General features: G+C 31.2%; 18 protein-coding genes and 1 tRNA gene. 12 read left to right on the top strand and 7 right to left on the bottom strand.

The annotated features are described in order from the left end of the window. The 4 genes from Q0616_RS03260 to Q0616_RS03245 all read left to right on the top strand — a co-directional run. Positions 1 to 1,623: M1 family metallopeptidase (locus Q0616_RS03260; protein ID WP_298775076.1), on the top strand; the 1,623-nt coding region annotated here is incomplete at its 5' end. 3 nt (positions 1,624 to 1,626) lie between these two features. Then, a complete protein-coding gene (gene rnhA, locus Q0616_RS03255) occupies positions 1,627 to 2,100 on the top strand; it encodes a ribonuclease HI (RefSeq protein WP_284582983.1) in 474 nt (157 codons plus the stop codon). A 112-nt stretch (positions 2,101 to 2,212) separates the two neighbouring features. Beyond that, positions 2,213 to 3,043 carry a hypothetical protein gene (locus Q0616_RS03250; protein WP_225539620.1) on the top strand — a complete coding sequence of 277 codons (831 nt, stop codon included), beginning with the start codon at positions 2,213 to 2,215 and terminating at the stop codon, positions 3,041 to 3,043. A 347-nt stretch (positions 3,044 to 3,390) separates the two neighbouring features. Next, positions 3,391 to 3,948: a 5-formyltetrahydrofolate cyclo-ligase gene (locus Q0616_RS03245; RefSeq protein ID WP_260541596.1), complete on the top strand. Its 558-nt coding sequence runs from the start codon at positions 3,391 to 3,393 to the stop codon at positions 3,946 to 3,948. Here the strand turns inward: Q0616_RS03245 and Q0616_RS03240 are convergent. Continuing rightward, positions 3,888 to 4,517 (bottom strand): hypothetical protein, encoded by a 630-nt coding sequence (locus Q0616_RS03240; protein ID WP_260541598.1) that lies wholly within the window; start codon positions 4,515 to 4,517, stop codon positions 3,888 to 3,890. The genes Q0616_RS03245 and Q0616_RS03240 overlap by 61 nt on opposite strands. Further along, a complete protein-coding gene (locus Q0616_RS03235; RefSeq protein ID WP_286483211.1) occupies positions 4,501 to 5,577 on the bottom strand; it encodes a hypothetical protein in 1,077 nt (358 codons plus the stop codon). The genes Q0616_RS03240 and Q0616_RS03235 overlap by 17 nt, the downstream gene beginning before the upstream one ends. Before the next feature lie 309 nt (positions 5,578 to 5,886). On the opposite strand from Q0616_RS03235, the gene Q0616_RS03230 reads away from it, so the two are divergent. Both Q0616_RS03230 and Q0616_RS03225 read left to right on the top strand, forming a co-directional pair. Further along, positions 5,887 to 6,123: a hypothetical protein gene (locus tag Q0616_RS03230; RefSeq protein WP_171623906.1), complete on the top strand. Its 237-nt coding sequence runs from the start codon at positions 5,887 to 5,889 to the stop codon at positions 6,121 to 6,123. A 28-nt stretch (positions 6,124 to 6,151) separates the two neighbouring features. Beyond that, the gene (locus tag Q0616_RS03225; protein WP_298775061.1) at positions 6,152 to 6,364 is read left to right on the top strand and encodes a hypothetical protein; all 213 of its coding nucleotides are present in this window, start codon (positions 6,152 to 6,154) and stop codon (positions 6,362 to 6,364) included. A gap of 64 nt (positions 6,365 to 6,428) precedes the next feature. On the opposite strand, the gene Q0616_RS03220 is transcribed toward Q0616_RS03225, so the two are convergent. The 3 genes from Q0616_RS03220 to Q0616_RS03210 all read right to left on the bottom strand — a co-directional run bounded on the left by Q0616_RS03220 (position 6,429) and on the right by Q0616_RS03210 (position 10,603). Continuing rightward, positions 6,429 to 7,478 (bottom strand): NAD(P)-dependent alcohol dehydrogenase, encoded by a 1,050-nt coding sequence (locus Q0616_RS03220; RefSeq protein WP_260541604.1) that lies wholly within the window; start codon positions 7,476 to 7,478, stop codon positions 6,429 to 6,431. Positions 7,479 to 7,488: 10 nt separating this feature from the next. Further along, the gene (locus tag Q0616_RS03215; protein WP_260541605.1) at positions 7,489 to 8,412 is read right to left on the bottom strand and encodes a hypothetical protein; all 924 of its coding nucleotides are present in this window, start codon (positions 8,410 to 8,412) and stop codon (positions 7,489 to 7,491) included. Positions 8,413 to 8,488: 76 nt separating this feature from the next. Continuing rightward, entirely contained in the window at positions 8,489 to 10,603 is a 2,115-nt protein-coding gene (locus Q0616_RS03210) for a prolyl oligopeptidase family serine peptidase (protein ID WP_188319365.1), read from the bottom strand. Between the two features lie 200 nt (positions 10,604 to 10,803). On the opposite strand from Q0616_RS03210, the gene Q0616_RS03205 reads away from it, so the two are divergent. Then, positions 10,804 to 12,228 (top strand): MATE family efflux transporter, encoded by a 1,425-nt coding sequence (locus Q0616_RS03205; RefSeq protein ID WP_260541606.1) that lies wholly within the window; start codon positions 10,804 to 10,806, stop codon positions 12,226 to 12,228. A gap of 36 nt (positions 12,229 to 12,264) precedes the next feature. Here the strand turns inward: Q0616_RS03205 and Q0616_RS03200 are convergent, their stop codons facing one another. Then, positions 12,265 to 13,590, bottom strand: coding sequence for a hydroxymethylglutaryl-CoA synthase (locus Q0616_RS03200; protein ID WP_298775050.1), 1,326 nt, complete (start codon positions 13,588 to 13,590; stop codon positions 12,265 to 12,267). A gap of 162 nt (positions 13,591 to 13,752) precedes the next feature. Between Q0616_RS03200 and Q0616_RS03195 the strand changes: the two genes are divergently transcribed. Beyond that, on the top strand, positions 13,753 to 14,391 hold the full coding sequence (locus tag Q0616_RS03195; protein WP_298775046.1) for an HdeD family acid-resistance protein: 639 nt from the start codon (positions 13,753 to 13,755) through the stop codon (positions 14,389 to 14,391). An 89-nt stretch (positions 14,392 to 14,480) separates the two neighbouring features. Here Q0616_RS03195 and cls read toward each other — a convergent pair whose 3' ends face one another. Beyond that, the gene (cls, locus tag Q0616_RS03190) at positions 14,481 to 15,977 is read right to left on the bottom strand and encodes a cardiolipin synthase (RefSeq protein WP_298775043.1); all 1,497 of its coding nucleotides are present in this window, start codon (positions 15,975 to 15,977) and stop codon (positions 14,481 to 14,483) included. Between the two features lie 134 nt (positions 15,978 to 16,111). Here cls and Q0616_RS03185 point away from each other — a divergent pair. The 4 genes from Q0616_RS03185 (at position 16,112) to der (ending at position 18,522) form a co-directional block, all read left to right on the top strand. Further along, positions 16,112 to 16,184: transfer RNA gene (locus tag Q0616_RS03185), tRNA-Phe, on the top strand. A gap of 112 nt (positions 16,185 to 16,296) precedes the next feature. Further along, entirely contained in the window at positions 16,297 to 16,647 is a 351-nt protein-coding gene (locus Q0616_RS03180; RefSeq protein ID WP_171623779.1) for a phosphomannose isomerase type II C-terminal cupin domain, read from the top strand. A 34-nt stretch (positions 16,648 to 16,681) separates the two neighbouring features. Beyond that, the gene (locus Q0616_RS03175; RefSeq protein WP_171623780.1) at positions 16,682 to 17,110 is read left to right on the top strand and encodes an adenylyltransferase/cytidyltransferase family protein; all 429 of its coding nucleotides are present in this window, start codon (positions 16,682 to 16,684) and stop codon (positions 17,108 to 17,110) included. Between the two features lie 104 nt (positions 17,111 to 17,214). Beyond that, positions 17,215 to 18,522 carry a ribosome biogenesis GTPase Der gene (gene der, locus Q0616_RS03170; protein WP_171623781.1) on the top strand — a complete coding sequence of 436 codons (1,308 nt, stop codon included), beginning with the start codon at positions 17,215 to 17,217 and terminating at the stop codon, positions 18,520 to 18,522. Positions 18,523 to 18,680: the final 158 nt, after the last annotated feature.

Below are 18,680 nucleotides of genomic sequence, written 5' to 3'. Positions count from 1 at the left end.
ATTTTGGATACTGAAAAGTTGACAATTGATTCTGTTTTATTAGCAAATGGACAAAAAACAACGTATAAATTAGGCGAAAAAGATTCGATCAAAGGTCAAGCATTACTTATTGATGTCACACCAAATGATACGATTGTACAAGTTTTTTATAAAACATCACCTGATGCAAATGCATTACAATGGTTAAGTCCGCAACAAACACACGATAAAAAACATCCTTTTTTATTGTCGCAAGGTCAAGCCATTTTAACACGTTCTTGGATTCCTATTCAAGATACGCCAAGTGTTCGTCTTACGTATGATGCAAAAGTAAAAACGCCAAAAGATTTATTGCCTTTAATGAGTGCAATTAATCCAAAAGAAAAAAATGCGGAAGGAGTTTATACCTTCAAAATGCCACAAGCAATTGCACCTTATTTGATTGCTTTAGCTGTTGGAGATGTGCAATATCAACCAATTGATAACAGAACAGGTGTTTATGCAGAACCAGGATTATTGAAAGCTGCTGCTTGGGAATTTGCTGAAATGGGAAATATGGTTACGGCTGCCGAAAAATTGTACGGAAAATATCCGTGGGAACAGTTTGACGTATTGGTTTTACCACCATCGTTTCCTTTTGGAGGAATGGAAAATCCACGTTTAACGTTTGCAACGCCAACTGCAATTGTAGGAGATCGCTCGATGACGAATTTAATTGCACACGAATTGGCACATTCTTGGTCAGGAAATTTGGTAACAAATTCTACTTGGGATGATTTCTGGGTAAATGAAGGATTTACGGTTTATTTTGAACGTCGAATTATGGAAGAATTAGAAGGAAAAGATTATGCAGATATGATTTCGGTAATCGGGTTTCAAGATTTAGAAACTTCTATGAAAAATATCCCAGAAAAATATACTTCTTTAAAAGTGAACATGACGGGAGCAAACCCTGATGATGCTTTTTCTGATGTTCCGTACGATAAAGGTTATTTGTTCTTAAAAATGTTAGAAGATAAATATGGACGTGAAAAATTTGATCAATTCTTGAATCAATATTTTTCTTCGCATGCTTTCCAAACCATGACAACAGAAAAATTTGTCGATTATTTGAAAGCTAATTTAACAAATGGCGAAGATTCTTTTGTTCAAGAATGGATTTACAATACAGGTTGGCCGAAAGATTTAAAAAAACCGACTTCAAAACTATTTGATTTAGCTGAAGCACAATTACAACAAAATATCACTAACGGAAGAAATAAAGTAGCACCTAAAAAAGTTGAGATTTCTACAAAATCAACAAACGAATGGGTACATTTTATTCGTCAAATCGATACAGCTAAAAATACAAAAGAAGATTTAGCTTATTTGGATGAGATATATAATTTTACAGCTTCTAAAAATCCTGAAATTCAAACCGCTTGGTATGAAAAAGCATTTTTGTTGCATTACGATAAAGTGAATGCCAATGCGAAAGATTTCTTGGTAAATGTCGGAAGACGTAAATTCTTAGAACCTTTGTATTTAGCTCTTAAAGAATCTAATCAAACAGATTTTGCGAAAAATATTTACAAAGATGCACGTCCAAATTACCATTTCGTTGCGCGTCAAACGATTGATACAATGTTAAACTACAAACCATAAACTATGGCAATTGTAGCATATACAGATGGTTCTTCGTTGGGAAATCCAGGCCCAGGAGGATTTGGTTGTATTTTATTAGAAACTGAGAAAAAAATTAAAAAAGAAATTTCTCAAGGTTTTCGATTAACGACAAATAATCGAATGGAATTATTAGCTGTGATTACCGCTTTAGAAACGTTAAAATTTACCAATACGGAGATTACGATTATAACCGATTCTAAATATGTCGTTGATGCAGTAGAAAAACGTTGGGTTTTTGGTTGGGTACAAAAGAATTTTAAAGGAAAAAAGAATTCAGATTTGTGGCGACGTTTTTTGGATGTGTACAAAATTCATCGTGTCAAATTTCAATGGATAAAAGGTCATGCTGGACATCATTGGAACGAGGAAGCAGATAAATTGGCTGTTGCTGCGGCAAATGATTCAGCCAATTTTAAGGTAGATTCTTTCTTTGAAATTCATCAAAACGAAGAATAATTTTCTACTTTTGTAAGACAGAGAGAAAGATGAAAATGAAGATGTTGTGGAGATTTTTTTGCTACTTTTAATAACAGTTTATAGTTGTTCACCTCAAAAAGAAAATGGTGAAATGATCCACTTTAGTGGACGAATTGCCAATGCACAAACGGATAGTATTTACCTTTTATTGAATAATCGCGAAAAAGCATTTGCATTAGATTATGATGGAAATTTTTCGGATACACTTCAATTGGTAGATGAAGGCTATAAAATACTTTCAATTGATCGAGAAGAGTTTACAATTTACTTAGTTCCGGGAGATAGTCTGATTTTAGATGCAGATTTGAATCAAATTGAGAATCACTTTAAATTCTCAGGAAAAGGAAAAAATCGAAACAATTATTTAATTGAAAAAAGTTTTAAAACGGATAAGTTTTTGACTGATAATATAGAATTGTTTCAATTAACCCCTCCAGATTTTAAAAATCAAATCAAAAATTTTCATCAAAAAGTGTTTGAAGATTTAGAAAAATTGAAGGTGAACTCGTCATTTATTAGAACTGAGAAAACAAATCTGAATTACGATTTCATCAATTTATTGTATATGTACAAGGATTCTTATACGTACTACAATCCAGCATCGGAGCAATTACCCGTTAATTTTTTGTCCGAATTAGAGAAGATTGATTTGGATAATGACGAAGATTATAAAACTTATCAGAGTTATCGCAACATTGTTTTGACGAGTTTACAAGAAAAATTGTATCAAGGATTTTCTGCAGATAGTTTGTTAGAAAACATAAAAAGTCCATCCATCAAAAAAGGATTTATTAATTCATTAATCTACGAACTTGACCCAAATGATCCGAATAGCGAAGCAATTTATCAGGCAATAAAAAAACATTGTAACTATCAACCTTGGTTAGATGAAGCTTCAAAACGTATGAAAAAAATTAGTTAAAACGTTTTAATAATTGTTTTCAAAAAAAAAATAAACGTATTTTATTGTTTTGATATATAGTGTTTTACAATTGAATTACGTTTTCCCTCATTTTATAAAGCAACCTTTTCTACATATTTTATATAACAAATCTAACAAATAATGTCAAAGCCTAAGAGGATTCATAAGACTTACAAAAAGTCTGTATTTAGCAAAATGAAAATAAAACCTATTAATTTATTGCTTTTTATAGCAATTGTATGTTTTATTATTGTTTTAGTTTTTTTTAAATAGTTGAAACTTTTTAAAACTCTCTACTTTCTTAACCTATCAATTATTTCTTAACTTCGTCTGAAATACGCCTAAAAATGACAAAAGCTGAAGCAAGAAAATACTATCGATCGTTGAGAAAATCTTTCTCAAAAGAAGAAGTAAATAAGTTGAGCGAACAAATTTTTGAGTATATCAAAACCTTCGATTTTTCTGGATCTAAGTCGTTTCATCTTTTTTTACCCATCGAAAAAAACAACGAAATCAATACTTATCCAATTATTGATTGGTTATTTCAGCAGGATAAAGATGTAATTTTACCTTTGGTTGTTGGTGATGATATGTTGAATTGTAAGGTTGAAAAAGATGTTGAAACTAAATTAAACTCACTTCAAATTCCAGAACCAGTTCAATATACAGAAGTCGATGCTTTTACGATTGATGTCGTTTTTATTCCAATGTTTGTTGCAGATAAAAATGGGAATCGAGTTGGATATGGAGGAGGATATTACGATAAGTTCTTAGCAAGATGTAGACCTGATTCCAAAAAAATAGGCCTAACTTATTTTAGACCTATTGAAATTATTGAAGACGCTTATTCTGGCGATTTTCCACTTGATTTTTGTATTACTCCCGAAGGAATTGAATCTTTCTGAATCGAGTCTTTTTTATCATTTAAAGTTCTAAAATAGAATTTAAATTCTCGTTTAAATTGGATAGGCTTCTGTTTTATCACAAAAATTCCTGTACGATTATTGGTTTCGATTAATTTTTTGTTCGAGTTAAAATAATTCACTGAATAAGCAATTCTTTTCACAGAATCTGGCGTAACAGAGTCTTGAGGTAGAATTGCAAACTTAGAAACAGAAGTTATCGTTACTTTTTTATCGGCTAAATCTCTTAGTAATGCATAAATTTCTGTTGTATCTTTTTGCGGGAAATAAGACAATAATTGATCTCTTAACAAACTGTCAACAACGGTGTCGCTTGTATTAGAAGCCAGTGCCGAAAGTTCGTAAAACTCACGTAATTTCTGTTTTGCAATAAAATTTACAGCTTCAACAGAATCCATTTTACTGCTCACAGTAGAAGCTTCGTTTTTGTAACCTTTTATCGCTTCTGGGTTGTAATCACCTTTATATTTATCGTCTTTACACGAAAATATAATCCAAACACTCATTAGCAAAATAATGCTAAAATGAACTACTTTACTTATCGTTCTCATCTTGCTGGATTTTAAATTTTAATTTAACAATTTTACCTTTTTTACTTTCTGATTCGATTAAAGAAAAGTTCTTTAACGAAGTCGTAGGCATTGTAACCAAATTGATATACTGTTGTTTCGAAAGAATTTCTACACCGAAAAAATCATTATCATATACTTGATAAATCAACGCATTATCAGAAATCATCTGGTTTAATTTAGAAATTCGCTGTTTTAAATCTTTTGCTGAATTCGAATAATAATACAGCATAATTTTATAATCATCAGGTTCTAATAATAACTTTTCGGGTTGATTATATTGATGTAAATTAACCTTAAACGTATCTTGTTTATAATAAGGTGAAGTCACAAACATTTTGATTGTATCTTTTTGAGATTCGAATTTAATACAACCTGTTTTTGTTGATAGATACAAGGGCGTAAATCCTTCTCTTATAATTGTCACTTCGACAGAGTTATTGATGGTTGTTTGCCTATCCGAATCAACAAAACAAAATTCATATTCGCGTTGTCCAAAAAATGAATAATAAACAGCCACACCAATACCACATAACAAAAGAATTACAGAAGCTATAATTGAAATCAGTTTTAGTTTTGGTTTCTTCTCAATAGCTTGTATTGGACTTAATTCTTTTTCAGCTTGTTGTTTAACTTGTTGTTGTGTATCTTTTTCTACTTCGTCCGAAGGAATATTTTCTTGGGATAAATTTTCGATTTCTTCTGTATCAATCAGTATTTCCTCTGTTTTATGAGTTCCAAAATGTTCGTTCTTTTGAATTTGAACAAAATGCGCCCAATTCTTGAATCCACAATATTGCGCCAAAAGATTGAGCATATCAATACGTGGAAGCTTCTTGAAATCTGACTTAAAATAAGTATAAAACCACTTTTCACTTACAGTTGATCGGGTTTTATTGAATAAGTCATCTTGGAAAGTCGTAATTTCTTGACCTTTCCAATCAGAGATATTTTCGGATTGAGCAGAATTATCTTCTAAAAATCGAGTTGCAATCGTTTTTTTTAGAATTTCGAAAATTTCTATATCTGTAAATTTGCTCAAAAATTAAAATTTAAAAGATTGGTTTTTAGTAACTTGTAAAATAAAATATATTTTACAAATCTTGTTTTAATACAAGTACAAATAAAATAATTTTTTTGATATGATTCGTCGAATTTCTTTATTAATGACTTGTTAAATGATTTTTTCTATTGTAAAACATTTGTTGAATTTTTATTTGATCGATTACAATTGTCTTACAAGCATCTTGCATGAAAAAAACGTTGATTTGAGATTAACTTTGGTTCAACAAAATGATACAACATATCATTTCAATCTAAAATCAATTAAAACATTTAAAAAATTAAAGTTATGAAAAAATTAGCATTAAACGTAATTGTATTAGGAGTATTCGGGACTGCGGTGGGTTTATCTTCTTGTCATTTGTTTGGATCGAAAGAAATAAAAACAGAAACTGATGTGAAAAATGATACCATTACAACATTAGAAGATTCAATTAAAGTTGATACAATTGGAAAAGATTCAGTTGTGATTAATGATTCTATAAAAGTTGAAACAACTACAACTACAACAACTGAGAAAAAATAATTTGCAGAATAAATTAAATAAAAATCAAATGAAAAAATTAGCGTTATTTGCGTTTGCAGCATTCACTTTTACTGCAATTTCTTGTAAAAAAGAAGCTTTTCGGCCAGAAGTTACTACACCAGAAAATGTAGATTCATCAATAATCGAAGTACCGTCTGCCGATTCTGTAGAAGGAGTTACTGTAGATTCTTCAAAAACTGTGAATAAAACAGAAGTTTCTAAAGATTCTGTCTTGAAGTGAAACTCGTAGACTTAATATAAAAAAATCCGCTACATTGAGCGGATTTTTTTTATAACGTTAGATTCTAAGATTCTTTTAATGATTTAATGTCAATCACAAAGCGATATTTGACATCAGACTTCATCATACGTTCGTAAGCGGTATTAATATTTTGAATATCGATCATTTCTACATCCGAAACAATGTTATGTTCACCGCAAAAATCTAACATTTCTTGTGTTTCTTTGATTCCGCCAATTAATGAACCCGTTAAATTACGACGTTTCATAATTAATAATCCACCATGAACTGCATCCAAAGGTTCTATCGCACCTACCATACACATTGTTTTGTCAAGCTTAAGTAAAGCTAAATATGGATTGACATCATGTTTCACCGGTATTGTATTCAATAAGAAATCAAAGGTATTTCGCTGTGCTTTCATTTGGTCAGCATCTTTTGAAATAAGAACTTCATCTGCGCCTAATTTTTTTGCATCTTCCCCTTTTGATTCAGAAGTGGTAATCATCACTACATGAGCACCCATTGCTTTAGCAAATTTAACCCCCATGTGACCTAAACCTCCAAGTCCAACTACACCAACTTTATCGCCAGCTTTTACATTCCAATGACGCAAAGGCGACCAAGTTGTAATACCAGCACACAATAAGGGTGCAGCAGCTTTTACATCAATATTTTCTGGGACATGAAGAACAAAGTTTTCTTCTACCACAATGTTTTCTGAATAACCTCCGTAGGTAATTCCACCATGTTTAGAATTTTTAGAATTGTACGTACCTGTTGATCCATTTTCACAATATTGTTCTAAACCTTCGTCACAAGGATGACAATGTTGACAAGATTCAACCATACAACCAACTCCAACTAAATCTCCAACTTTGAATTTGGTTACTTCAGAACCGATTTCTTTGACACGACCAATAATTTCGTGACCAGGAACAACGGGATAATTTGGTTTTCCCCAATCCCCTTTTACTGTATGAATATCGCTGTGACAAACACCACAATAATCAATATCTATAAAAACATCTTTTGGAGATAATGTGCGACGTTCTATTGTGTGTGGTCCTAATGCATCTGTTTCGTTAAATGCTGCGTATGCTTTTGTGTTCATTTTGTACTTATTAAAGGTTATTTAATATTTCTCTTTGTTTATCTATAGAATAATGTGATTTACAATCTAAATTAAGCATTGAATTATTATATCGAGTTGAATAATTACTCAAATCAGAACAATTCGATAGTATTTCAAATTCTTTATTTTTAGTATTGAATATAATTCCTTTATAATCGTTAGGATTAAGAGTGATAATTCCTTCCTTTACAAGATTTATATAATTTTCGGAATATTCTTCTTTAGAATCAGTTGTATTAATCATGGTCGAAGCAATTGCTCCTGCCATTCCAAACATCATTAAATAACCATTATTCTGTTGAGATCTTGGTAATTCCATATATAAATGATGATCTGAACCTGCTTTTACTCTTACATAAGCAAAATTAGGAATTTCTTTTGCCAACAAAATCTTTTTCTCCTTAGCTATCTTTTTAATTTCTTTTACGTTAAAATAAATATCCCCATTTTTAACAATTGCGAAATAATCTCGTTGTTGATATTCAGGAAATTTCCCGTTTTTATCATAAAAGTTTACTAAATCTGCTGACTGTTCAAACAAATCAGCATAAAGATTTGGTTTCATCTCAAATAATCTATCTTCTGTCTTTTTCGAAATAAAATCATCCTTTGTTAAATATAAACCATCGGGATAAGAGAATTCTTTTTGGTTAAAAACGCCTTTAATTTGCGGAATATTCTTTGAGTAATCTTCATTATCAAAGATTAATTTAAAATCTTTTAGTCGAACAATTGCGAACGTATTTTTAGATAAATCTGTTTTAAATTGAATTCCTTTTCCATCATTAATATAGCTTACGTCCCTAATCTCAAAAGTATTATTCGTTTGATTTGAAATTATTTTCGCTTTAGAAATATATTGTCCAAAAGAAAAGGTTGAACATAAGATAAGTAGAGTAAATAATTTTTTCATTCGATTATATTTTGGATAAAATTAAAAAATCCACCTGAATAATCAGATGGATTTTTGAGTTATTAAATTGATTTTATTACTTCAATTTTTTGATTCCCATGTTCCACAATGTGAATGCATATTTATCAGCTGTTTCGTTAATTACAACTTCTGTCGAACGACCTGCTCCGTGACCAGCTTTAGTTTCAATTCTGATTAATACAGGATTATCACAAGCTTGTTTCTTTTGTAATTCTGCTGCAAATTTATATGAATGCGCAGGAACTACACGGTCATCGTGATCTCCAGTCGTAACCAGAGTTGCGGGATAACATGTTCCTTCTTTAACATTGTGAACAGGTGAATATGCTTTCAGATAATCAAACATCTCTTTGCTATCATCAGCAGTTCCGTAATCATATCCCCAACCTGCTCCAGCAGTAAATGTGTGGTAACGCAACATATCTAAAACTCCAACAGCAGGCAAAGCAACTTTAGCAATTTTAGGATTTATGGTTTCTGTAGCTCCAACCAATAAACCTCCGTTAGATCCCCCTGATAATGCAGTGTAATCTGGCGACGTATAATTGTTTGTTTGTAAATATTCGGCAGCAGCGATAAAATCGTTAAAAACATTCAATTTATTGAACTGACGTCCACCATCGTGCCATTTTTTACCATATTCTCCACCTCCGCGTAAATTTGGAACAGCATAAATACCGCCATTTTCAATCCAAGCAGCAGTTGCAGGACTAAAACCAGGTGTTAAACTAATATTGAAGCCACCATATCCATAAACGATTGTTGGGTTTTTACCATTTTTCTTTAATCCTTTCTTGTATGTAATAATCATCGGAACTTTTGTGCCATCTTTTGACGCATAGAATACTTGTTCCGAAATATAATCATCCGAATTAAATTTTACATTTGGTTTGATGTAAACATCAGAAGAACCTGTTTCTACATTAAATTTATAACTTGTTGATGGTGTGATATAATTTGAGAAACCGAAATAAATTTCTTTCTCTGTTTTTTTTCCTCCAAATCCTGATGCAGTACCAACTCCAGGTAATGTAATTTGACGAACTTTAGTTCCATCATATTTATATTGTTCAACAACAGAAATAGCATCTTTTAAGTATTTCGCAAATAAATACCCTCCTCCTGTAGAAACGGATAATACATTTTCTGTTTCAGGAATAACCGTTTGCCAAGCAGGCTCACTCAAATCTGAGATTGTAGCTTTTACAACCTTGTTGTTAGGTGCTTTATTATTTGTAAATAAATAGAACGTTTCTCCATCATTGTCGATTACAGAAGTATTTGTCTCAAAATTATTTACAATGTTTACAATTGGAGAATTGGTTGTTGATAAATCTTGATAGTACAACTCATTTCCTGTTGTCGAGTTTGCAGCTGTAATGATTAAGTAGCGTTCATCATCAGTCAAATAAGCACCAACGTAACGACGAGGCATTTCTGCTCCTCCAAAAATTAATTGATCTTTTTTCTGAGCTGTTCCTAATTTGTGGTAATATAATTTATGCTGATCTGTTTTTTCTGATAATTCAGATCCTTTTGGTTTATCATAAGAAGAATAATAGAAACCTTCGTTTCCTTTCCAAGCTGTACCAGAGAATTTAACATCAATCAAAGTTTCTCCAACTTGTGTTTTATCTTTCGCATTTAAAACAATCACTTTTCTCCAATCCGATCCACCTTCTGAAATAGAATAGGCAACTAAGCTTCCGTCTTTCGAAAAACTTACATCTGCTAAAGAAACAGAACCATCTTTTGAGAATTTATTTGGATCTAAGAAAACTTCTTCTGCTCCATTTTCTCCTAATTTACGGTACAAAACAGAATGCTGTTGCAAACCATCATTTTTATAATAGTAGGTATAATCACCTTCTTTGAAAGGCGTAGATATTTTTTCGTAATTCCAGATATCTGTCAACGATTTTTTCAATTGCGTGCGTAACGGAATCTCATTCAAATAAGCATAAGTCGCTTTATTTTGTTCAATCACCCATTTTTTTGTGTCATCAGACAAATCATCTTCTAACCAACGATATGGATCTTGTACTTCTTCTCCAAAATACGTGTCAACATGATTAATTTTTTTCGTGTCTGGGTATTTTTTTTTGTAACTCTGTGCATTCACTCCTACCATAAGGGCAACATTAAATAAAATAAAAGCAGTTTTTTTCATTTCTCTATATAATAGCTGTTTTGGTAAAGATAATAAAACCAAAAAGATAAATTGGTATTGAAAAAAATGATTTAAATTTGTGCAAAATCCTCACCTATTTTTAAATTTAAATGGATACTTAACTCTTCGCGGCAACTTTACGTTAAATTCATTTTGATTTAATTTTTTATCAATTATTTTTCATTCATAAAACCTAAAAAATGACTTTAGAAAAGTCTTTAACAGCTAAAATTAGGTCCGTTTTCTTGTTGATTAAGCAATCTTTTTCAAGCGAAAATTTAGATTTAACTGCAATTCCAATTCGTAGATCTGTATTCTTATTGGCTATTCCGATGATGTTCGAAATGGTGATGGAATCTGTTTTTGCCTTGGTTGATTTATATTTTGTAGGTCATTTAAAAGAAAGCGCTTTTGCGATACAAACAGTAGGACTAACCGAATCTTTATTAACAATAGTTTATTCGATTTCGATTGGAATAAGCATGGCTGCAACCGCTATTATTGCACGGAGAATTGGCGAGAAAAATCCTATAAAAGCATCTGAAAGTGCTTCGCAAGCAATTTTATTATCCATATTGATTACCATTTTATTAAGTGTTTTCGGATTTATTTATTCTAAAGATTTATTGATTTGGATGGGCTCTTCTGAAGAAGCAGCCGAATATGGTAAAAACTTTACCAAGATTATGATGGTGAGTTGTTTAAGTATTGTCCTTCTATTCTTAATAAATGGAATTTTTCGTGGTGCAGGAAATGCCGCAATTGCCATGAAAAGTTTATGGTTAGCAAACGGGATCAATATTATTTTGTGTCCAATTCTTGTTCGTGGTTGGTTCTTTTTTCCAGAAATGGGATTAGAAGGAGCAGCATTATCAACAGCAATCGGTAGAAGTTGTGGGGTTGTCTATCAACTGTATTATTTAAAGAAAAAAGACTCATTAATTCAAATCAAATGGTCTTATTTTGTGCCAAAATCTAATTTAATTATCAATATTTTACGAATTGCTATTCCTGCAATTGTTCAATATGTTATAGCAAGTTGTAGTTGGATAATTTTAGCACGGATTGTTGCACAAACAGGAGGAGAAATAGCTTCGTCAGGTTATCAAACTGCATTGCGATTAATGATGTTTTTTATGTTGCCTGCTTGGGGATTAAGTAATGCAGCAGCAACGTTGGTAGGACAAAATTTAGGAAATAGAGATCCCGAAAAAGCAGAAAAATCGGTTTTAATGACCATGAAATTTAATATTATTTATATGCTAATAATAAGCATAGTTTTTTATGGTTTGAGCAATTATTTAGTTTCAATATTTACAACAGAAGAGTCTATTAAACTTGTTGCAAAGGAAGGAATGTATATTTTGGCAAGTGGTTTTCTTTTGTATGGAATTGGAATGGTGATGATGAATGCGTTTAACGGTGCTGGTGATACGATGACGCCAACCATTATTAATTTTGTTGGATTTTGGTTGTTTCAAATTCCATTAGCGTATATATTGTCTTACCATTTCGATTTGAGAGAAGAAGGTGTTTTTATAGCAATTCCTGTTGCTGAAACATTTATTGCAATTTTAGCATTTATACTTTTTAAACGAGGGAAATGGAAATTGAAAATAGTATAAAAAAAAATCGCTCAAATGAGCGATTTTTTTATGTTTTTATCCTTTAAATGTATAATATCTTGCACCTTTCAAATCGGGAATTTCAGTTTCAATGCGGTCTAAAGCGAACCCTTTTGAAGCATTAATTGAAGTTTTCTGATTTTTATTATGCAAATCCTCGTATTGTTCAAATGAAATAGCTTCTCTTTGATTCAAATAATTAAACAAATCAACTTTATTCATTACATCTTTCCAACCTTCCCCAATTTTTCCTTGGAAAACTTTAGATTTTGAACCAGAACCGTAAGAAATAAAACCTACTGTTTTTCCTGTTAAATCTTCATTGTTATCAGTACTAACTTGTAAAGCCGATAAAAATGCAGTGAAAATTGAAGCAGTATACATATTTCCGATCTCAGAAGAAGCACGTTGAGTTGGCTCTACTTTTTCTTTGATTAACGCTTTATATTCATCCGATTTTGAAATTATTTTTAAATTATCATTCGAATTATCTTGACCATTTTCTAAAGCAAAAACATCCGAAAACATTCTTTTTCCTTGAAATGCATAAGGTAAATGAAAGGCAATATATCGCCAGTTTTCATACAATTTTCCTTCAACATTTGTTTGATCTTTAAAATTAAAATAGGCTTCTCTTACTCTGTTTTTATAACATTCGTTAGAATATTGACCGTCAAAAACAGGTTCATCAGAGAAAATCTCAATTTCAGATTTTGTTGTTTCTAATGCATTTAAAATATTTCTATTCGAAGTCGCTTGATGAGGTTTAAAGAAATCGAAAACAGATTCCATTCCAATTCCCCAATTATTATCAAATGCGATCAAATCAGGTTGATTCGAAATCAACATTGCAACAGCACCAGCGCCTTGTGTATATTCTCCTGTCGATTCTAATCCATACTTTGCATAATCTGCCGCGATAACAATTGCTTTTTTAGCTGGATTTACTCGAACATAGTCAATAGAATTGTGTAAAGCATCAACGCCTCCAACACAAGCAAACGTCATATCTACAACATCTGTGTGTTTGAAAGGTCGTTCTCCAAATTGATTTTCTAAAACAGATTCTACTAACTGAACGGCATAAGTAGCCGTTGGTTTAGCACCATCCAATGCACTTTCTGTTCCTAAATAAATTCGTCCAATTTCGTTCGGATTGATGTTAAAATTAATAATTAATTTCAATAAAGCGTTTGCAGTAATAGTTGCAGTATCTTCATGAACATCTAAAATAGCCATTTTCTTTAAACCTAATCCAATTTCAAGTTTATCAGGATCAATATTGCGTTGAATTGCCAAATCTTTAATTGGTAAATATATATGCGGAACGTAGATAGAAGCCGCTTCTATTCCATACTTCATTTTCGTTGATTTTTAAGCGAACTTCAAAGTTAAGGCTATTTTGTTTTTATTTATATATGAAATAAATCTTCATTTTTAAACAATCTTGGATGATTATAAATTATGCAAAAAACAATGCTCCTTTTTGGAGAATTTCTTAAATTTAAGGTTTTATAATTTAAAATGGCTCGTACTTTTTACAAATCAATCAAGAATTCTATCAAATATTGGTGGATTTTATTAATCATAGGATTATTATTTGTTGGATTAGGAATTTACACTTTTGTCTCTCCTGTAGCTTCTTATGTTGCACTTTCAGTGTTTTTTGCTGTATCATTTTTATTCTCTGGAATTTCTGAAATTGTTTTTTCACTTTCTAATAAGGATGAAATAGATAGTTGGGGTTGGACATTAGCTTTTGGAATTATCACTGCTATTGTAGGATTTATGTTAGTGATTAATCCTATTCTAAGTTTAGAAGTTTTTGCATTTTATGTAGGATTCTTAGTGCTATTCCGTTCAATTTCGGGAATTAGTTATGCTTTTGAACTTAAAAACTATGGTGTTAAAGATTGGGGATTCTCTTTATTTTTCGCAATTATTGGATTAATTATTTCGATTATATTAATTTCAAATCCACAATTAGCAGGATTAACAGCTGTTATATGGCTTGGTTTAGCTATCATTTCATCAGGTATATTTGCAATTTTTATTTCATTTCAATTGAAAAGAGTTAAAAATTTACCAAATACAATTTCAGATGATTTGAGAAAACGATATGAAGATATCAGAAAGGAAATCGAAGATTTCAGAAATCATTAAAATCGAAACTTACGAAAATAAATCCTAAAGCAATTTTTCCTATTGATAGCAAAGCATTTTTTTCATATTAAAGTAAATATAATAAACGATTACAATATCGGTGCTAATAACCTACAAACCGAAGCAAATGCACGATTATACCATGGTTTGTTTTCCCATTTTTCGATGTTTAATAATTCTGAATTATTTCGATCTATTTCAAAATTCGTATTCATTTCATTCAATAAAGTATCATTTTCAATAATTGAAGTAATTTCAAAGTTGATCATAAAACTTCTAAAATCTAAATTTACAGTTCCAATAAAAGCCAATTTATCATCAACAGTAATTGTTTTTGAGTGAATAAATCCTTTTTCATAGAGATAAACTTTTACACCTCTCTTCATTAGAGGTTTTAGGAACGACAATGAAGCTTGTTGTACGATGATAGAATCGCCTTTTTTAGGAATAATCAATTCGACTTCTACACCAGCAGAAACCGCAATCATCAAGGCTGTTTTAAATTCATCGCTTGGAATAAAATAAGGCGTGCACAATTGTACTTTTTTTTGTGCTAAGGTAATCGCCAAAATCATGGCTTCCATTGCCGAATGTACGTCACTACCTGGCGAAGAAAGACCATAACTTACAGTCGCCATATCGTCAAAATTCGTGTTTTTTGAATCGAAAAAATAATTGGGGTCAGAAATATTAAATTTATTTCCTTCTGTCATCATCCAATTTAAGTAAAAATGCAATTGCAAATTATTAATCGCTTCACCTTCTATCATAACGGATGTGTCACGCCAATAAACTTCGTTATTCGGACTTTTTTCTCCATTCTGATTGATGTATTTATCACTAATATTAATGCCACCAATAAATGCTTTTTGACCATCTACAATCAAAATTTTTCTATGATTACGATAGTTTGAATTGGCTAAAGACGAAAAACGAACAGGAAGAAACGTTTGATATTCAATTCCAGTTCCTTCAAATCTTTTTTGATGTTTATTTAATTTTGGAGAACCAAAATCATCTGTGGTTAGACGTATTTCAACACCTTCTTTTGCTTTTTTTTCTAAAATGGAGATAATTTCATTACCAATTTTATCTTCATCAAAAATATAATATTCGAGATGAATATGATGCTTTGCAGATTTTAGTGCTTCAATAAATAAAGGAAATTTTTCTTCTCCGTTTATCAATAATTTCACTTTATTTTTGGTTGATGGAGGAGCAACTCGCGCATTATTTAGATAACGATAAACCTGAGAAAGAGAACCTATTTTGTCTTTAACTCGTATCAAATCTTCTTGGATAATTTTATCCATTTCTTGCCATTTTTCTCCAATAATTTTTTGATGACTTTTATCTATACGTTTAAAATATAAATCTTTTTTAAATTTTTGACCAAAGAAAAAGTAAATGATGAATCCAATTACGGGAAGAAAAACAATCACTAATATCCAAGCAATTGTTTTTGTTGGATTTCTGTTTTCAATTAAAATGGTAATAATAACTATGACATATAAAAAAGATAATGGAATCCAATACCAATCTTTGATAAAGCTCCAAACTTGAAAAATAGTTGTTGACCAATCCATTTTATTAGCAGTTAGAAATTTTTTATAAAAATAACTCAATAAAAATCAATTGTTTTGAATAAATTTAAAAAAATAAATAAATTTATTTTGGAAATAAGAAATAAACCTTCTTATATTTGCATTCCAAAATGAGCGGTGCCTTAGCTCAGTTGGTAGAGCAAAGGACTGAAAATCCTTGTGTCCCTGGTTCGATTCCTGGAGGCACCACATTTTAAAACCTCAAGCGTATGTTTGGGGTTTTTTTTTTGACAAAGGAAACAATTTATTAATGGAATATTTTGAATATGTATATCGAAATATTCAGTAAATTGCATAAAAGATGGAAATAGGAAAAAGACCTTGGGGTACTTACTATGTATTAGAAGATACCGAGATATATAAATTAAAACGCATAGAAGTAAATGTTGGTGGACGTTTGTCTTACCAATACCATAATCATCGTGCCGAAGTTTGGACAATTGTTCAAGGAAAAGCTTTGGTGACGCTTGATGATAAAGAATATGAATATAATGCTGGCGAAGTGGTGGTTATTCCATTGAAAGCAAAGCATCGTATTCAAAACATCGGAAATGAGGTCTTGATTTTCATCGAAGTACAACATGGTACATATTTTGGGGAAGAGGACATAATTCGAATTGAAGATGATTATAATCGTTCCAGCGAAGACTAAACAATAACTTAAGAAACTAAACTAAAAACATACTATGAAAATAGGAATTACATTTAGTGCATTTGATTTGCTCCATGCTGGGCATATCAAAATGTTAGAAGATGCAAAACAACATTGTGATTATTTGATTGTAGGTTTACAGACGGATCCGACATTGGATCGTCCTGAAAAAAACAAACCAACACAAACTGTTGTAGAACGCTACATTCAATTAAAAGGATGCAAATTCGTAGATGAAATTGTGCCTTATGCGACAGAACAAGATTTGGAAGATGTTTTACGTTCTTTCAAGATTGATGTTCGCATTTTGGGAGTAGAGTATCAAGATAAAAACTTCACAGGAAGAAAATATTGTGAAGAAAAAGGAATTGAATTGTATTATAACTCAAGAGATCACCGTTTCTCAAGTTCTGGATTAAGAAAAGTAGTGGCGGAAAAAGAGCTTTTAAAAGTTGTAAAGTAAGAAAATTAGTAGGGTTAGAGTTTATCTAACCTTTTTTTTGTACAAAACTTTATCAATCAAAAAATTAATACAAAAAATAAAATGAAAAATTATACCTTTGCAGAATGTCAAATATAGTTGCAATTGTAGGAAGACCAAACGTTGGTAAATCTACATTCTTCAATCGATTGATCCAAAAAAGACAAGCTATCGTGGATGACACTTCTGGTGTTACTCGTGATCGTCATTATGGAAAATCGGATTGGAATGGGAAAGAGTTTACCGTAATCGATACCGGAGGGTATGTCGTTGGTTCGGATGATACCTTTGAAGAAGAGATCCGCAAGCAAGTTGAATTAGCTATTGATGAAGCAAATGTAATTTTGTTCATGGTAGACAATCAAGTTGGATTAACGGATATGGATAAGGAAGTTGGCAACCTTTTAAGACGCACTAAGAAGCCTACATTCTTAGTTGTGAATAAGGTCGATACCAACAAAAATTTAGACGATTCTTATGAGTTTTATAACTTAGGATTCGAAAAAATGTACACAATCGCTGCCATGACTGGTAGTGGAACAGGTGAATTGTTAGATGATGTAGTGGATACTTTTAAAGAAGAAGTACACGTAGATCCATTTGAAGGTTTACCTAAAATTACAATCGTAGGTCGTCCAAATGCTGGAAAATCTACATTAATCAATGCATTATTAGGTGAAGAACGTAATATTGTAACTGATATCGCAGGAACAACACGTGATTCTATCGAAACATTGTACAATAAATTTGGACATGAATTTGTTTTGGTGGATACTGCAGGGATGCGTAAAAAAGGAAAAGTTAGCGAAGATTTAGAATTTTATTCTGTGATGCGTTCGGTTCGTGCAATCGAAGAATGTGATGTTTGTGTATTAGTAATTGATGCAGAACGTGGGATTGAAGCACAAGATTTAAATATTCTTTATTTAGCAGAACGTAATAGAAAAGGTGTCGTTATTTTGATTAACAAATGGGATTTGTTAGAAAAAGAAACCAATACCATGAAAGAATACAAAGAAGCTATTCTAAGACGTATTGCACCATTTACAGATGTTCCTGTATTGTTTATCTCAGCTTTAACAAAGCAACGTGTTTTAAAAGCTGTAGATACATTTGTCGAAGTTTATGAGAACCGTAGTCGCCGTATTAAAACAAGTAAGTTAAACGAAACATTGTTACCGATTATCGAGATTACACCTCCACCTGCAGTAAAAGGAAAATACATCAAAATTAAATATGTAACGCAATTGCCTACAAAAACGCCTCAATTTGCGTTTTTCTGTAACTTGCCACAATATATTAGAGATCCTTACAAACGATTTATCGAAAATCAATTGAGAAGAGAATTTAATTTTGAAGGTGTTCCGATCGAAGTTTACTTCAGAAAGAAATAATAAAAATCCAAAAAGTCCATTTACAATTTGTAAATGGACTTTCTTATTGATAACAATAGAATTTAACATTCATAAAAAAAGCTCAACGTTTGTCGCTGAGCATTTTTGTGACCGAGACAGGATTCAAACCTGTAACCTCTTGAGCCGTAATCAAGTGC

It is taken from the genome of uncultured Empedobacter sp., from assembly GCF_937930195.1.
Classification (GTDB): domain Bacteria; phylum Bacteroidota; class Bacteroidia; order Flavobacteriales; family Weeksellaceae; genus Empedobacter; species Empedobacter stercoris.
Note: the sequence above shows the minus strand (reverse complement) of the source record. Positions and strands in the feature narration are given on the sequence as shown.

Coding starts and splice junctions, on each gene's coding strand:
- Q0616_RS03180 (WP_171623779.1), top strand. CDS start 16,297: ATGGAAATAGGAAAAAGACCTTGGGGTACTTACTATGTATTAGAAGAT.
- Q0616_RS03215 (WP_260541605.1), bottom strand. CDS start 8,412: ATGAAAAAATTATTTACTCTACTTATCTTATGTTCAACCTTTTCTTTT.
- Q0616_RS03200 (WP_298775050.1), bottom strand. CDS start 13,590: ATGAAGTATGGAATAGAAGCGGCTTCTATCTACGTTCCGCATATATAT.
- Q0616_RS03225 (WP_298775061.1), top strand. CDS start 6,152: ATGAAAAAATTAGCGTTATTTGCGTTTGCAGCATTCACTTTTACTGCA.
- Q0616_RS03220 (WP_260541604.1), bottom strand. CDS start 7,478: ATGAACACAAAAGCATACGCAGCATTTAACGAAACAGATGCATTAGGA.
- der (WP_171623781.1), top strand. CDS start 17,215: ATGTCAAATATAGTTGCAATTGTAGGAAGACCAAACGTTGGTAAATCT.
- cls (WP_298775043.1), bottom strand. CDS start 15,977: ATGGATTGGTCAACAACTATTTTTCAAGTTTGGAGCTTTATCAAAGAT.
- Q0616_RS03175 (WP_171623780.1), top strand. CDS start 16,682: ATGAAAATAGGAATTACATTTAGTGCATTTGATTTGCTCCATGCTGGG.
- Q0616_RS03240 (WP_260541598.1), bottom strand. CDS start 4,517: ATGAGAACGATAAGTAAAGTAGTTCATTTTAGCATTATTTTGCTAATG.
- Q0616_RS03250 (WP_225539620.1), top strand. CDS start 2,213: ATGATCCACTTTAGTGGACGAATTGCCAATGCACAAACGGATAGTATT.
- Q0616_RS03230 (WP_171623906.1), top strand. CDS start 5,887: ATGAAAAAATTAGCATTAAACGTAATTGTATTAGGAGTATTCGGGACT.
- Q0616_RS03210 (WP_188319365.1), bottom strand. CDS start 10,603: ATGAAAAAAACTGCTTTTATTTTATTTAATGTTGCCCTTATGGTAGGA.
- rnhA (WP_284582983.1), top strand. CDS start 1,627: ATGGCAATTGTAGCATATACAGATGGTTCTTCGTTGGGAAATCCAGGC.
- Q0616_RS03195 (WP_298775046.1), top strand. CDS start 13,753: ATGGCTCGTACTTTTTACAAATCAATCAAGAATTCTATCAAATATTGG.
- Q0616_RS03205 (WP_260541606.1), top strand. CDS start 10,804: ATGACTTTAGAAAAGTCTTTAACAGCTAAAATTAGGTCCGTTTTCTTG.
- Q0616_RS03245 (WP_260541596.1), top strand. CDS start 3,391: ATGACAAAAGCTGAAGCAAGAAAATACTATCGATCGTTGAGAAAATCT.